Origin of the sequence: Anaerobacillus sp. (genome assembly GCF_046314235.1) — a bacterium.
Lineage (GTDB): Bacteria > Bacillota > Bacilli > Bacillales > Anaerobacillaceae > Anaerobacillus.
Window position 1 is genome coordinate 155,871 of sequence record NZ_JBKBWN010000002.1, and the last position, 14,776, is coordinate 170,646.

Below are 14,776 nucleotides of genomic sequence, written 5' to 3' on the forward strand. Positions count from 1 at the left end.
TCGAGCGTTCTTTCGTTCGATCCTATTTGATTCCATTATAAACGAACCAATAAGGAATGGTGAACTTTGAAGAATTGCCAACAACTCAAAATTCGATTTGAGAAGAATGATTTTAAAAAACAGAAGCTCTCAATTGCTTTTAAACCAGAATAGCGATAACAATTCTCCCATTTACTGATAGAATAATAGAAAAAAACATTTTTCAGAACTGTAACTTTTTCATGTCCTTATCCGAATAATTCATGATAAGGAAAATTAAGGGCAAGGAGGGGTATTAATTGTATGATCCAAGTCATTTAGAAGACCAGATTGAACGTATATATGATGAGTATTATCGAGATGTTTATCGGTTTTTGATTTGTTTTACAGGGAGTAGAAATGATGCGGAGGATTTAACTCAGGAAGTATTTATTCAAGTCCTAAAATCGCTACCTAAATTTAATCAACAATATCGCTTAAAAACATGGATTCTGACGATTGCCAGAAATGTTGCAGTTGATCATTTTCGTCGTAATAAGTTTTCTTTGATCTTTAAAGAAGGATTTTTTGCTGCCCTTGTTTCGAAGGACGATAATCCTGATCAGTTATTGGAAACGAAAGAGCAAAAAGAAGTCATTCACCGAGCAATTTCTAAATTAAAACCAAATTACCGCGCTGTTCTTATTCTCAGAGGGATTAACGAGCTCTCAATTCGTGAAACAGCAGATATTCTCAATGTTTCAGAAGCAAAGGTGAAAGTTGATTACTTTCGAGCGTTAAGAAAACTTCAGGAGACACTTAAATTTAATATAGAGGAGGGAATTGAACATGCAAAATGAACATGAATTTTTTAATACACTTAATGCTTCTTCTGAACTCGAACCAAGGCAGGAGTTTGTACTAAAAGCGAAACAAACCTTATTACAAAAAGCTCGCCAAATCGAATATCGTAGGAAAATAAAGAAGCGTTCGTTAATTACGAGTGGGATCGCAGTGACTGCCTTTTTGCTTGTTTGGATCTCTTTTCTTGGTGGGAAGCAAGTTATTTTTGATACAGTTTCCTTGTTTTTAGATCATGATGAGTCCGAAATCATTGAAATCAGTGAGAATGGTGAAATTGCAAAACGCTATCTAGAAGAAAAAGGCTATGACATCGTTTCCTATGACGGCTCCATTAATTCGTATATCCTAACATTGGAAAAAATAGTGCAACCGCCCTTTATTCATGAATGGGCCCTCCAAGAGATAGAACCTGATAATTATTTTGAAAAATTAATCGATACTGAATTATTTACTGTTCAAGGCCATTCTCTAGATTATCAGCATGGCTCGATGGGGAAGACGACTATATCAGTTATGCTTAGTGACGGAATACCAATCGGTGGAACATCATTTCCGTTATCAGAGGAAGCGTTGTATGGTGTCCATTATTCGATCGACGGTCAAACGTTCGAAGAACTTCATGACATTGACTATCCAACATGGCACAAAGCTTGGATAGAAAAATATAGTCATGACAATTCCGTTATTGTCGACGAACCAGTTGATATAGAGACTGAATTACTTTCTAAGACCGAAACAATTTTTGATCATTTAGAAGCAGCTGATTGGTTAAAACTTGCTGATCACGTTCACCCAACAGAAGGTTTATTTTTCTCCTTTTATGCTGATGCTGGAAGTCCGTATTCCAATGAAGTTCATTTTACCATTGATGAGCTACGTCATTTAGAGGGTACGGAAACGTTCATATGGGGTCAAGATATGGGTGATTACACCTTCGAATTTTCAGTGAATGATTATGTTGAAAAAATATTGTTAGGTGGTTCGCAGCAGAGAAATGGGCAAAAAACTTGGGAGATCAACTACGATGTAATTACGTTTAATGATTCGGAAGTAGATAGTGGTGGTATCATTAATACGATTCCAGACTATTTTCCTGAGGCAAAGTATGTTGAGTACTATTCACCTCGACCATCAGAAGAATTGTGGTATCAGTGGCAAGCACTTAGGTTCATTTATGAAGAGCATGAGGGTGAGTGGTATTTAATTGGCATAGCGCGTGACGTTCATAGTCCGTAAAATCTGACGAGAAATTGACTTAAAGCAGTTCACTCCACGTATAGTAGTGTGAACTGCTTTTTTTTATTGTCCTGAAAATATCCAACTAGAGGCGGAGAAAAGTTCCACCTCTGGCAAGTAGGTGCATTTGAATATTCTAACTATACTATAATTAGAAACTGCGTAAGAGAGAGGATGAATGTGGAGTGGAAAAAATGATTGAAGTGCATGCAATTGAAAAGAAGTATGTAAAGAGAAAGACAAATGAGATCATAACAGCGGTAAATAATGTTTCTTTTGATGTATATCGTGGTGAAGTCCTTGGTTTACTAGGGCCAAACGGGGCGGGGAAAACATCGACGATTAAAATGATCTGTGGCTTATTACAAGCTGATGCAGGGACGATCACGATTAACGGATTAGATATACAGAAAAGTAGACTGAAAGCATTACGTCATATTAGTGCTGTATTAGAAGGGAATCGAAACCTTTACTGGCGCTTAACCGTTCGCGAAAACCTAGAATATTTCGCTGGTAACCGTGGTCTCTCTAGAAAGGAGGTTGCCTATCAAGTTAATAAGCTTGTAGAACAGTTTCAACTGAAAGAGAAGGAGAATGAACTTGTCAATGGCTTATCTCGGGGAATGCAGCAAAAGCTTGCGATTGCAGTTGCCTTACTAGCCAACACTGAAGTCATTTTGCTAGATGAACCGACATTAGGCTTGGATGTAGAAATTAGTTATGAGCTACGCGAAATTTTAAAAACGATTGTTAAGGAAGAACAACGAACGGTTATTATTAGCTCTCACGATATGCCAGTTGTTCAAGATCTTTGTCACCGCACAGTCATCATAAACAAAGGAACGGTCGTTGTTGATGAAAAGGTTGAAAATTTACTGAAGCTATTTGAAACGAAGGCATATTCGGTAAAATTAGATGGAGTACTAAGCGTAAGCCAGCAAGAGCAATTGCATCAGCGGTTCCCTTTAAGCTCCTATGAATCAAGCAGTCATGAGGCCACTGTTGCTGTTAATCTAGAGCGAAGTGAGGATATTTACGAGCTTTTCGATCTTTTTAAAACAGAAGGAACACTTGTTGAAAGTATTGACAGGACGACAATTGACTTTGAACAAGTATTTATGCAAATCATGAAGGGAGAAAAGCAGCATGCAATGGTTTAATTTATTTAAAGCAAATCTTCGTAAGGAATATATTGAAATGAAGCGCTATCTACCCAATACGCTTGCGTTGCTCGTCACATTTTATGTCATTTTTTTAGCGGCCTTTTTTGGAATTATGTTTATAGGTGACCCAGCAAGTTTTGATGTAAATGTGCAATATTCGATTGTTAGTGTAGTTTTTTGGAGCTTGACGATGATGACGATGAATTTTATTGGCTTTGCGATCATTACAGAGGCGATGCGAGGGACGTTAGAACAGTTATACATGTCACCGCTTGGTGTGTGGAAGATCATGCTTACTAGAATTATCGGCCAGTTTTTATTACAGTTTATCATTATGATCGTTTTACTTTTTGCAGCAATGCTAACGTCTGGTCAATGGCTTAGCCTTAACCCAATGACAACAATCCCGATTATTTTATTAACGATGTTTAGCATGGTAGGCGTCAGCTTTATGATTGCTGGCTTAGCGATTATCGTTAAGCAAATCCAGGCATTTCTACAGATTTTCCAATTTGTCTTAATGGGCCTCGTCTTTGTTCCGATTTCTGTCGCTCCATTTCTCGAACTAGCACCATTTGTTAAAGGTGTAAATATGGTTCGAATTGTGATGATGGAGAACCTAACGCTAACACAGTTACCATGGTTTGATTTCGTTAGTCTAGTAACCAATTCAATTGTTTACATGGCTTTAGGATTAATCGTCTTCCATCGTTGCGAAAAGATTGCGATGAAGAAAGGGTTACTAGGTCAATACTGATAAAAGGGGTGTTAGACACACTTATGGTAGAGTTCTACCGTAAGTGGGGTTTAACACCATTTTTATTTCGGTAACTAACTCTCAAAGCCCCCCTTGATTATGCCTCTTGTTTTATAAATAGTTTTACTAAACAGAAAGAAAAGTTATTACTCTAAAACAATATTAGTTTATTTGGTGAACTTCAAGTTATACGGAAAGTTTCTGTGGACATGAGTATCTAAATAATGTATAAGAAGTATACGTGTGTTTTTGCAAAATTTTATTGTTGCCATTTTTTTTGTTTATTAGGATATGGATTTGTGTTGGCTACTTTCAAATCATGTACTTTTATAATTAGAGAGAATATTATGGGGTGTTGGAACTATGTGGGGATTAAAAACGAAAATTATTGTGTTATTTTCAACGTTGATACTAGTGTTAGGGCTAGGAGTTAGTTATTTTATTTATAACTCTGCAGCTAACTTGGTTGTAAGCTCTGTAGCGAAGCAGGCAAGTTCTATAGGTGAGTATGCAATTGAAGTCATTGATACAGAGCAATACAAACAGATTACAATAGATAATAAAACTGACTATTATTTTGAACTACGAAAGCAGTTTGACGAAATCAGGAAAGCGAATGGCCTTGAGTATATATATACGATGACGCGTGTATTAGAGGGAGATCAGTATACATATTATTATGTTGCCGACGGAATGTCGATTGGTGCTGATGATGCATCGGAACTTGGTGATATAGAAGAAGAAATTGAATTATATCCTGAATTAGTCCTAGCATTTGAAACTGAATCGAAAACAGAAGGGGAGCTAAGTAAAACTGAAGAACATGGTGCACTTGTATCATCCTATCTTCCAATAAAGTCAAAGGATGGAGAGTTTCTAGGCATATTGGGCATAGATTATGAGGGGAAAGAAATCTATGAATTGTTGAACAAAAGTAGACGAGATAGCCTGCTTATAACAATATCGATGTTAATACTGGGTATTATTATCACGTTTTTCTTTTCACGTTATCTAACAAAACCTATCACGAAGCTGACATCACAAGTTCAAAAGGTTAGTCAGGGTGATTTGACGGTAGATATTGATGTTGGTTCAAATGATGAGGTTGGTGTTTTAACTAAGTCATTCCAACATATGGTCAACGATTTAAATAAAATCATTCAGGGTATTAATTATACTGCAAACTCGATTTTGAGTTCGACAAAAGGTTTGAATAGTAGTGCACAACAAACTGGTGAACAAGCTGATCAAATTACAATTTCTATGGTTGAAACAGCTAGCGGAATAAACAAACAAACGGTAGAAGCTAATTCTATCTTAGATAGAATGAGTAATGCTGTCGAACAATTAGAACTTGGACAAAAGCAAATTAGTAGAACAGTGGAAGACGCACAAATATCAACGAATAGCGCCTTAGAAGGCCAACAAGTTATGAACGAAGCAGTAAATCAATTAAGTGATGTGATTGAAACAGTTGTCTTTGCAACAGATTCGATTCATAATTTATCAAAACGCTCTCAAGAAATTGGTGGTATCGTTACAGTTATTTCAGATATATCTAATCAAACGAACTTATTAGCTTTAAATGCGGCTATTGAAGCTGCCAGGGCTGGGGATAGTGGTAAAGGATTTGCTGTCGTAGCGCAAGAAGTTAGGAAGTTAGCGGAACAATCACAACAAGCAGCCGAAAAAATCGTAATATTAATCAGTGATATTCAATCAGAAACAAATGATACTGTAGCTGCGATGGAAAAAAATCTAGCTTCAGTTAATGGGCAAGTGGAGCTAATTAAACGTGGGGGCAATGCTTTAGACCAAATTGTAGACAAAGTCTCGGCAACAGAAACGAATACAAAGCAAGTCGAAGCCGTTTTTGAAAAAATTCGTCATGACATCGGCGGAGTTCTTGCTGCTATTGAGAATATTTCAGCGATTATCCAAGAAACTTCTGCAGTGACCGAGGAAGTAGCGGCATCTTCAGAAGGGCAATTAATAGCCATTAAAGAAGTTGTTAAGCAGACAAGTAATATTTCTAGGCTTTCTAGTGATCTTCACAACCAGGTAGAAAAATTTAAATTAAAAGATAATCGTATAGATCTCTAAAGTAAACCTCTTACTAATGATCCTTATGAGACTTTCTACATTGGTTTCATCGCAATATCGTTGAAGTTAACTCTGGGTCAGCAACTAAAATATGATATATAGAAAAAGAGTCAGTCTACTATCAAAGTAATGGGATAGTATCCTGGCTCTTTTACTTATTTAGTTTCGGTTTTAGTGGTATCTTTCTCATCCTTCATAAACCATAAGGGCTCTTTGTCATCAACATCGCCATTATAGTTAATAAGAATTTCTTCACCCGCATTTATATCTTTGTAGGCATAATACTTAAACGTATGAGTAGAAAAGTCAATATCATAAACGGCATTAGGTTCAAAGGAATGATTAAATAGCATTCCATAACCTAAAACGACAGCCGAATGGTTTTTTCCATATTCATAAACATAGTCACTAAGAACGGTTTCTTCAATTAAAATGTGTTCTACATTTGGATAAGGAATGACAGGTGCAATATGAAACAACTGGCCCTTTTTTATATCTTCTGTCGCAAATACCCCTCGATTAAACTCAGCATCTTTATCGGTCAGTGTGGAAGTCTTAACCTCGATCAAATACATCACCTTCGTGTTCTTATTATTAGTTACTTAAACTTGATAAATGATTAAGAAACCATTATAACGTAATCGAGTCAGATAAGCTACGACTGATTGAAGAAAGGTGTTCTAATAATTATCCTGAGAATTTTTATTTTTTAGATGGGTAAGGTACAAGCTTATATTTGTACAAGCAATGGGAAAACGATCGACATAACGAAAAGGCGTGCACTTCTAATGCGCGCCTTTTAGTTGTGTTGCCCCGTACTGAAGATTTTGGGCTATCGACCGATTAGACTATTTTTTTCTAGATGATAATATGTCCATTAAATCTTCAATGCTACATTTACGAAGTTCATTAAGCAATTTTTCCATGTTCTTTGATTGTTGTTTCAACGAACCTTCTAACAGTATAACAATCGTTTGCTCTCTATCAACGAGGATTGACTTTACATAAAGGGCATCAAAGAGAATTGCTGCAATAACAGCAATTTGTTGGGGACTTAACTTGTAGTGATCAAGTATACTATTTAAATTATTCCATTCATTTTCAGAAAAAGAATTAAATTTATTTTTAGCCATCATTCATCACCGCGTCAACTAAAGGCACTAGTCCAGGTCGAATTAAAACTTCACGCTCAGGATCTGCAGCCCCTACTGTGAAGGAAATAAATACAAATAGTACGACAACTAATAAAACCGCTTCTCTATAAGACATTCACTTTCACCCCAATTCGTTGAGCCAAGTAACCTTTTGATTCATTAATATAACTTATGTGAAAAAAACGCGGTTTGTGCCACTCTAAACGACCAACTATTCAACACCTCGAAAAAATGCTTGTTTCGATACGAAAAACTAAATACAAGAAACCGACTTTCTTTAATCCAAAATTCAATATTGTACCAAAGGAAAACTGTTGACTGACTAAAAATCATTTTTTTGAGCAAATCATTTGCTTCTAAGTCGATTAATTATTATGATATACACAATATATACAATAGGTATAAAATCGTTATACGTTCAAAAGCTGTAGAGAAATAATATACGAGGTGACGGGGATGGGAAAGAAGAAAATTGCTATTATCGGGGCTGGGCCTGGTGGCTTAGCTGCAGCGATGTTACTTGCAAACGCAGGTTACCAAGTCGAAGTATTTGAGAAACAGGCCTATGTTGGTGGACGAACTTCTAGTATTCAATTAGGAGATTATACGTTTGATATGGGACCAACATTTTTTAGCATGCCACATATTTTAGAAGAAATATTTGAAGCGACAGGTCGAAAGCTAGAAGATTATCTCGAATTAGTCGAGCTTGAACCAATGTATGAATTAAAGTTCCCTGACACGAGCATTTCCCCATACCGTGACCAAGAAAAGACAAAGCAGGAAATAAAGAGTAAATTCCCTGGTAATGAACTAGGTTACGAGAAATTTATGAAAGATACCGAGAAAAAGATGGATGCGTTAATGCCAATCTTACAAAACCGTCATAACTCATTATTTGATTATTTACGGTGGCGAACAATAAAAGCATTGCCGCAATTAACTCTTAATCAATCATTGTATGGTGTTTTAAGCAATTACTTCACTGATGAAAGATTAAAGCTGGCCTTTACATTTCAATCGAAATATTTAGGGATGTCACCATGGGAATGTCCTGGTGCTTTTAGCATCCTTTCTTATATGGAACATAAATATGGAATTTTCCATGCAATTGGTGGTTTAAATCAACTAACGAAAGCAATGGCCAAAGTAGTGAGTGAATTAGGTGGCAACATTCGTCTAAACAGTGGTGTAAAAAAACTAATCATCGATCAGAGAAAGAATGTCACCGGAATTAGACTTGAAAACGGTACGAAACATTCGTTTGATGAAGTCGTTGTGAATGCTGACTTTGCCCATGCGATGACTTCACTTATTGAGGATAATCACTTAAAGAAATTCTCAAAAAAGAAGCTAGAAATGAAAGATTATTCATGCTCAACATTTATGTTGTACTTAGGTGTTAACAAAAGCTTTGATTTACCGCATCACTTAATTGTTTTTTCCGATGATTATAGAAAAAATGTAGAGGAAATTACAAAAACAAAAACGTTGTCTCAAGATCCATCGATTTATATTCATAACCCATCAGTTACTGATAAAACGCTAGCGCCGAAAGGGAAGTCAGCCTTATATATTTTAGCGCCCGTGCCGAACAATTATAGTTTAATAGATTGGGAAAAGCATAAACATCAGTTTCGCAAGCTCGTCTTAGATCAGATCGCCCAAAAGACCGATTATCAGAATTTAGAGGATTTTATTGAAGAGGAAAAAATGATTACACCGCTTGACTGGGACCAAGACATTCATGTTTATCGTGGCGCAACTTTTAATTTAGCGCATCATTTGCGGCAAATGATGTATTTCCGTCCCCACAACCAATTCCAAGAGTTAAATCATTGTTGGCTTGTCGGTGGTGGAACTCATCCTGGAAGTGGACTCCCAACCATTTTTGAGTCTGCTAGGATTACAGCAAGAAGTATTGTAGAACTTGATCAGAAAAAGAGGAATGCATAATGAAAACGGCAATTATCGGTTCAGGTATTGGAGGCTTAATTACCGCCTTATATTTGAGTAAAAATGGCTATGATGTCACAATTTTTGAAAAAAATGAAGAGGCAGGTGGTCGTCTATCATTTGTAAAACATGGTGACTACAAAGTCGATCGGGGGCCGACGATCGTGCTTTTACCTGATATGTTAAAGGAAATACTGACTGAGGTAGGAATTGATCTTAGCAAACTAGATCTTGTCCGCTGTGACCCTCTCTACCGGCTATCCTACCGCGACGGTCGTTCCTTTTCGAAATGGAGTGACCTTGCCGAACAATTAGCGGAAATTTCAGCGAAGTTTCCAGGTGAGGAAAACAACTTCAATCGGTATTTAAAAGAAATGGAGTTTCGCTTTACGGAAGGGAAGAAAGCTTTTCTTGATCGTGACTTTATAAAAAAACGAGACTTTTGGAATGGACCCAACATCCAAACATTACTAAAACTAAAAGCATACCAAACAGTTAAAAGCCAAGCAAAACAGTATTTTAACGATCCGATGATGCAAGAAGCATTTTCATTTCAAACGTTATACATCGGTGGCGCACCGTTCAAATCACCTGCACTTTATTCTCTAGTTCCTTTTAGCGAACATTTTCATGGGGTTTGGTACGTAAAGGGAGGATATGCTAGTTTAGTATCAATTTTGGTAAGCGAATTAGAAGAAAGAGGTGTAACATTAAGCTTTAACAGCAATGTCACCGAGATCCTCTGTTCCAAAAAGCGTTGCGTTGGCGTAACGGTTGAGAATAGACAACATTTGTTTGATCAGGTCGTTTATAACGGAGATTTCCCACATATTAAGGAATTACTTCCAGAGGTCAAAATGAAGAAGAAGTTTGTTCCTTCATCTGGTTGTCTATTACTCTATTTAGGATTATCGAAAATCTATGAAAATAACGTCATTCACCAATTTTTGATGAGTGACGATTTACAACAACATATGGAAGATGTCTTTGTTCATAAGACATTACCAAAAGATCCAGCCATCTATACGTTTCATCCGTCAATCATTGACGACAGTCTGGCTCCAAAAGGTCATGGCGTTTTATATGGTTTAATTCCAGTCCCAGCAAGCCTTGACATTGATTGGGATAATATTGATAACTATGTTGAACAAATCATTACTGAAATAGAAAAACGTGGTTTTCCGAATTTACGAGATCATATCGTCTGGAAAGAAATTCGTACACCAAAAGATTCGCATGTTGATGGCTTATATCAAGGAGGTAGCTTTGGGATCGCTCCAACCCTAACCCAATCTGGTGTCTTTAGACCGCAAGTTAAACCATTTGACTATGAAAATTTGTATGTCGTCGGCGCTAGTATCCACCCAGGTGGCGGCATCCCAATTGTAATGCAGGGGGCAAAGCTATTAGCAAACTATATTCTAACGGAAGCGAGGGAAAAGTCATATGAAGAGGTTAGATGAAGCATATCATTATTGTTATGAAGTGATGAACACCAATTCAAAAACATTTGTCAAAGCATTTTCTTTTTTACCTGAACAAAAAAGAATGGCGGTTTGGGCCGTCTATACGTTTTGTCGTCACGTTGATGATATCGTCGATGAAGAAAAATCGTTAGAGAAATTAATTCAATTTAAACGTGAATTGGATTTGTTTTTAGAAGGAGAATTTTCAACAAAAAACAAACTTTGGTTAGCTCTTAATGATGTTTTCACTCGTTTTCCAATGGATCCTGAACCATTCTATTTAATGATCGAAGGACAAGGACTAGATTTTCAGAAAAATCGCTACAACAGCTTGGCTGAAGTCGAATATTATTCTTATCGAGTAGCAAGCTCTGTCGGACTGATGCTCTTACCAATTTTAGCACCAGAACCAACGGAAAGACTGAAAGAGGGCGCAATTAAATTAGGAATTGCCATGCAGATTACAAACATCTTGCGTGATATTGGTGAAGATCTAGACCGAGATCGGATCTATATCCCTGCAGATCTTTTACAAAAGTATAACTATGGGATTGAGGATCTAACGGCAAACATCGTTGATGATCGATTTACGAGACTCGTTGAAGACTTAGCTACCTATGCGGAAAGGTTGTACGAAGAAGCATTAGAGTCAACAAACGACTATCCGCTGTATTCGAGATTACCAGTTCAAGCTGCAAATTTTAGCTACCGTGCGATTTTAAATGAAATCCGCAAAAACAACTACAACGTTTTTACGAAACGAGCAGTTGTTTCTTCTTCAGAGAAAGCGAACATTTTTAAGCTAATCAAACAAACGATGAAGGCATTAGCATAATCAGTATGGAACGACTAGCACACCAAGTTGGTGTGTGTTTTTTTTTTTGAAGATTCAAAGCGAAATGTTTGAAAAACGAAAATATTTATGTCGTTTTTGGGATTATATGTTAAAATAATATTTGATAGATTTTTTCTAAATAATGACGCAATTTCAACAAAGGATCCAATACTAGAAAGAAAATTTAATAACATTAAATTTAAATGTATAGTATCTGGGGGGATTAAGGTGGAGTGGGTTAAAGAAGAATATATAGTAAGTGATGACAAATCAATGATTGATTTAAACGCTGTCTATTCGTTAATTTCAACATCTGATTTGGCTTCAAACCGAACAAGAGATTCAATTGCCAAAAGTGTGATCAATTCACTTTCTTTCGGAGTATACCATCATGGGGTACAAATCGGCTTTGCAAGAGTTGTCACGGATAAAACGGTCTTTTCCTGGGTTTCGGATGTAGTTGTTGAAAAAACGTATTGTGATAATGACTTAGATCAATGGTTAATGGAATGCATATTGGATCACCCCGATATTAAAAATACCGAATTTGTATTAGCGACAACGGATGCTCGCATTTCTTATCGAAAACCTGACTTTGAAGACAATAAATCTATGACGAACACCGTTACTAATTGAAATTTGATTGAACTGAACCTTATAGTGAAGGAGTTGCTACGACAACTCCTTTTTTATTTTGTGATTTACTCAAATTCAGCGATCATCCTGGCGACATTTTGACCGCTAATTACAACCATTGGCGATCCGCCGCCAGGATGCGTTGAGCCCCCACAGAAAAATAGATTTTTAATATCCTTCGAGCGGTTGGCTGGTCGTAAAAAAGAATTGAGTAAGCCGTTTGAGGCTAATCCGTACAAAGCACCTCGAAAAGCTGAGAATCGCTGTTGAATATCAAGTGGCGTAATGACTTCTTCAAAGACAATATCACCCTTCAGTGCTAGGCCCTTATTTTCTAATATCGTATAAATACGTTGTTTATATAGTTCAGGATCTATTTGCAGACTACCGTCGTTTTTTAGCGCTGGTGCATTTACTAAGATAAATAGATTATCGCCGTCAGGTGAACGTGTTTGATCTGTATGAGAAGAGTTGCAAATATAAATCGTTGGATCATCACTATAGCGTCCATCACGGAAAATGTCCTGAAATTCTGCCTCATACTCGTCACTAAAGTAGACTTGATGGTGGATGAGATTAGGTAACCGCCTTTTTAATCCAACTAATATGACAAAAGCAGAAATCGACGGTTCCACCTTTGCAATTTTTTTATTGGAAAAATGCCGACGGTCCTTCTCAGCAATCAAATTCTGATAAGAAGAAATAAGGTCACCGTTTGCGACAATGTAATCAGCTTTGATTTGCTGGCCATTTTCGAGAAGAATTGCTGTTGCCTTGTTTTTAGTTGCTAGAATTTTCTTTACTCCAGTATTTAAATAAAATTCAACCCCCAGCTCTTTGGCACGTCTTGCTAATCCAGTTGCAATCGTATGATTTCCATCTTTTGCAAAATAAACACCATCCTCTAACTCAAGATGAGAAATAAGCGAAAACGTTGCCGGCGTTAAGTAAGGAGAGGAGCCAATATAAGTAGCGTAGCGATTAAAGGCCTTTAGCACTTCCTCGTTTTGAAAATAGTTTCGATGAAATTGATCCAACGACTGTAAAGGACGTACTTGCATAAACGCTTTCGCAAGGCTTGGAGCCAAATAATCCTTCCAACTCCTAAAATTTCGGTAAAAGAAATGTTGATTGGCTAGATTGTAAATTCGTTTTGTTTCCATTAAATATGCAGGAAACCTTTTTGCTGCAAAAGGATCTAATTGCTTTAGTTGCTCAATAACCGCTTCCTTGTTAGAGCTCATCTCAAAACTTGAGCCATCTGAAAAATGATTTCGTGTATGGACGCCAAGTTTAACAAACGAGAAATAATCATCGGGGTTTGCTCCAGTATTAGCAATGAACGCTTGAAAAACATGCGGCATCGTGATTGTGTTCGGGCCAAAATCAAAGGTATAGGAACCTGATTTAACACTGAGAAGCTTTCCGCCAACATGATTGTTTTTCTCATACATTTTTACAGCGAATCCTTTATTCGCTAAAGAAATTGCTGCAGAAAGCCCCCCGAGACCGGCCCCAATAACCACGACTGTTTTCTTCAAGAGTAATTCCTACCTTTCCATTGATAACCTTTTTTTGAAAGATTTTTGAGCATTGAAGCAATTAAAATGATGATCAGACTAATAGCAGAAAAGGGCATGTAAAGAAATAAGGGCAGTCGCTGCTGAGCCTTTCGATCGATCCACAGTCTTTGTAAGACAGAGAGTATTAGCGGTAAGACAAATAACCATTGCATGCTTAAAACGCCATAAACACTAAGGAAAATTGGAAATACATAAAAAATAGCATAAAAAATCACCACAGAAATTGCTAAAGGATAAGAGCGCCCTAAGCCTGGAAATATATTTTTGGTAAAACCATGCCAGACATCTTTGCTTATATCATACATATAGCAGCTTACATATTCAGTTACATTCGCCAATACAGCTTGCATATTTTCTTTTTTAATCAATTTAGTAATTTCGACATCCTCAACTAACGAAGATTTTACTGAAAAGTGACCATTAATCCGTCTGTAGCTATTCTTTTCAAAAAACATGAAAGCTCCATGTGCTGCAGTAAAGGCGGACTTCTTTGTGTAGTTGGCCATCATTAATGGAAGATGGAAATATACAACAAAGTGCTGCATTGGTACCAGGAGGTTGCCGAGAAAGGATTTCGTCGGAAAGCGAGGAAAACCTGTCACTAGAGCGGCGTCCTGTTGTCTTGCTAATGACAGTGTCGCTTCAATTGTTGCTTTTTCAAGCCTGGCATCTGCATCAATAAATAATAAGTAATCTCCACTTGCCAGTTGGCTTAACTGGTGGCAACCAAATACCTTCCCAACCCAAGTAGGAGGGAGGGGGGCACCTTCAATGACATGGAAGTGAGTTAACTCTTTTGTATGTTCAACGAGTAAGTCATAGGTTTGATCTGTAGAATGATCATCTAACAAAAACACTTCTAAATTTGGATATGTTAATTGTTTTAAACTATTAATGAGTCCTTCAACATTCCCTTCCTCATTTCGTAAAGGAACTAAAATTGAAACAAGTGGTTGTTTTGAAAGAGATGGATTTACTGGTAAACTTGGCATGAAAAAACTATTAATGACTGTCCAAGTAACAAAAAGCAAGAAAGATACGATTAAAAAAATGACCATCAATTAC

Annotated in this window: 14 protein-coding genes; 9 read left to right on the plus strand and 5 right to left on the minus strand. The window is 36.9% G+C overall.

Features of this window, described 5'->3' with window-relative positions; genetic code table 11:
* Window positions 1–278: 278 nt before the first annotated feature.
* The 5 genes from ACK4M9_RS02820 to ACK4M9_RS02840 all read left to right on the plus strand — a co-directional run bounded on the left by ACK4M9_RS02820 (window position 279) and on the right by ACK4M9_RS02840 (window position 6,081).
* Window positions 279–818, plus strand: coding sequence for an RNA polymerase sigma factor (locus tag ACK4M9_RS02820; protein WP_409847729.1), 540 nt, complete (start codon window positions 279–281; stop codon window positions 816–818).
* Window positions 808–2,058: a hypothetical protein gene (locus ACK4M9_RS02825; protein WP_409847732.1), complete on the plus strand. Its 1,251-nt coding sequence runs from the start codon at window positions 808–810 to the stop codon at window positions 2,056–2,058. The genes ACK4M9_RS02820 and ACK4M9_RS02825 overlap by 11 nt, the downstream gene beginning before the upstream one ends.
* A gap of 185 nt (window positions 2,059–2,243) precedes the next feature.
* Complete coding sequence (locus ACK4M9_RS02830; protein WP_409847734.1) at window positions 2,244–3,218, plus strand: ABC transporter ATP-binding protein; 975 nt, start codon at window positions 2,244–2,246, stop codon at window positions 3,216–3,218.
* On the plus strand, window positions 3,205–3,978 hold the full coding sequence (locus tag ACK4M9_RS02835) for an ABC transporter permease (RefSeq protein WP_409847737.1): 774 nt from the start codon (window positions 3,205–3,207) through the stop codon (window positions 3,976–3,978). Before ACK4M9_RS02830 ends, ACK4M9_RS02835 begins: the two co-directional genes overlap by 14 nt.
* 363 nt (window positions 3,979–4,341) lie before the next feature.
* Complete coding sequence (locus tag ACK4M9_RS02840) at window positions 4,342–6,081, plus strand: methyl-accepting chemotaxis protein (RefSeq protein ID WP_409847740.1); 1,740 nt, start codon at window positions 4,342–4,344, stop codon at window positions 6,079–6,081.
* 155 nt (window positions 6,082–6,236) lie between these two features.
* On the opposite strand, the gene ACK4M9_RS02845 is transcribed toward ACK4M9_RS02840, so the two are convergent.
* The 3 genes from ACK4M9_RS02845 to ACK4M9_RS02855 all read right to left on the minus strand — a co-directional run bounded on the left by ACK4M9_RS02845 (window position 6,237) and on the right by ACK4M9_RS02855 (window position 7,350).
* The gene (locus tag ACK4M9_RS02845) at window positions 6,237–6,650 is read right to left on the minus strand and encodes an SET domain-containing protein (protein WP_409847742.1); all 414 of its coding nucleotides are present in this window, start codon (window positions 6,648–6,650) and stop codon (window positions 6,237–6,239) included.
* A gap of 279 nt (window positions 6,651–6,929) precedes the next feature.
* Window positions 6,930–7,214: a hypothetical protein gene (locus ACK4M9_RS02850; RefSeq protein WP_409847745.1), complete on the minus strand. Its 285-nt coding sequence runs from the start codon at window positions 7,212–7,214 to the stop codon at window positions 6,930–6,932.
* Window positions 7,207–7,350 (minus strand): hypothetical protein, encoded by a 144-nt coding sequence (locus ACK4M9_RS02855; protein ID WP_409847747.1) that lies wholly within the window; start codon window positions 7,348–7,350, stop codon window positions 7,207–7,209. Before ACK4M9_RS02855 ends, ACK4M9_RS02850 begins: the two co-directional genes overlap by 8 nt.
* 341 nt (window positions 7,351–7,691) lie before the next feature.
* On the opposite strand from ACK4M9_RS02855, the gene ACK4M9_RS02860 reads away from it, so the two are divergent.
* From ACK4M9_RS02860 to ACK4M9_RS02875, 4 genes are all read left to right on the plus strand, one after another.
* Window positions 7,692–9,191, plus strand: coding sequence for a phytoene desaturase family protein (locus ACK4M9_RS02860; RefSeq protein WP_409847749.1), 1,500 nt, complete (start codon window positions 7,692–7,694; stop codon window positions 9,189–9,191).
* Window positions 9,191–10,654 carry a phytoene desaturase family protein gene (locus ACK4M9_RS02865; RefSeq protein ID WP_409847752.1) on the plus strand — a complete coding sequence of 488 codons (1,464 nt, stop codon included), beginning with the start codon at window positions 9,191–9,193 and terminating at the stop codon, window positions 10,652–10,654. The genes ACK4M9_RS02860 and ACK4M9_RS02865 overlap by 1 nt, the downstream gene beginning before the upstream one ends.
* On the plus strand, window positions 10,638–11,492 hold the full coding sequence (locus ACK4M9_RS02870; protein WP_409847755.1) for a phytoene/squalene synthase family protein: 855 nt from the start codon (window positions 10,638–10,640) through the stop codon (window positions 11,490–11,492). Before ACK4M9_RS02865 ends, ACK4M9_RS02870 begins: the two co-directional genes overlap by 17 nt.
* Window positions 11,493–11,720: 228 nt before the next feature.
* Window positions 11,721–12,128, plus strand: a complete 408-nt coding sequence (locus tag ACK4M9_RS02875) for an N-acetyltransferase (RefSeq protein ID WP_409847758.1) — start codon at window positions 11,721–11,723, stop codon at window positions 12,126–12,128.
* Between the two features lie 65 nt (window positions 12,129–12,193).
* On the opposite strand, the gene ACK4M9_RS02880 is transcribed toward ACK4M9_RS02875, so the two are convergent.
* Together ACK4M9_RS02880 and ACK4M9_RS02885 are read right to left on the minus strand one after the other, a co-directional pair.
* The gene (locus ACK4M9_RS02880; protein WP_409847761.1) at window positions 12,194–13,669 is read right to left on the minus strand and encodes a phytoene desaturase family protein; all 1,476 of its coding nucleotides are present in this window, start codon (window positions 13,667–13,669) and stop codon (window positions 12,194–12,196) included.
* Window positions 13,666–14,769, minus strand: coding sequence for a glycosyltransferase family 2 protein (locus ACK4M9_RS02885; protein WP_409847764.1), 1,104 nt, complete (start codon window positions 14,767–14,769; stop codon window positions 13,666–13,668). Before ACK4M9_RS02885 ends, ACK4M9_RS02880 begins: the two co-directional genes overlap by 4 nt.
* Between the last annotated feature and the right edge of the window lie 7 nt (window positions 14,770–14,776).